Raw genomic sequence first — 670 nt, 5'->3', positions numbered from 1 at the left:
TAAGGCATCATCTTTTTCTTGCGAGCGAAACAGAAACGCCCCTTTTTGATAATGCTTCGTGTACGCTTTTCCAGCGATACGATCCATCGAGCTTTCCTCCAAATGATTGAATATCGGGACTAAGCGGATACAAGCTGAGTGGTCTCCTGCTGCATGTGGTTGGGTGTATTGAGTCAATTCGTTCTTCCCCTTTATCAGTTTACTGTCCTTTTTTTAACTTTCCTATATTTAGTATAAAGGCCCCTAGCTCAAAAAAATTGACACTCATCAAGAAAAGTCTTTTTAACGGCAAAAAAATAGGAGCTGGAAAGAGTCCCAACCCCAAAAGATTTAATTTATAAATGTATGTTTACGAAAAACCTAATCTTCATCCTCATCAAACGCATCGTCATCTTCCAATGCCTCTTTGCCAATGAACGCTTGCAGCATCCAAATGTTCTTGTCTAAGTCATTTTTAAAAGCAATCAATGTATCTTCTAAAGCATCGTCACCCTCGTCTTGAGCTAAACGAATCGCGCGAATAGTTAGGTCACGAGTGCTTCTGAAGTCCTCGATAATATTTTCAACCATGTCTTCTGCTTTAGCGTATTTATTAACTGCATCTTCTGAAAGCATGGAATATTTTTCAAATTCAGCGGTGGTTGAAGCCGGTTTATGACCGGAAGTAATC

General features: G+C 39.6%; 1 protein-coding gene and 1 pseudogene. Both read right to left on the bottom strand.

The window, feature by feature from the left end:
• Positions 1-177: pseudogene (locus tag ACRCJ0_RS17955) on the bottom strand (Crp/Fnr family transcriptional regulator); the annotation flags it as partial.
• Between the two features lie 183 nt (positions 178-360).
• Positions 361-670 (bottom strand): ferritin-like domain-containing protein (locus ACRCJ0_RS17950; protein WP_431391498.1); only part of this gene is annotated, 310 nt, incomplete at its 5' end.

The organism is Aerococcus sp. L_32 (assembly GCF_050689315.1).
This window is presented reverse-complemented; position numbering and strand designations above follow the sequence as displayed.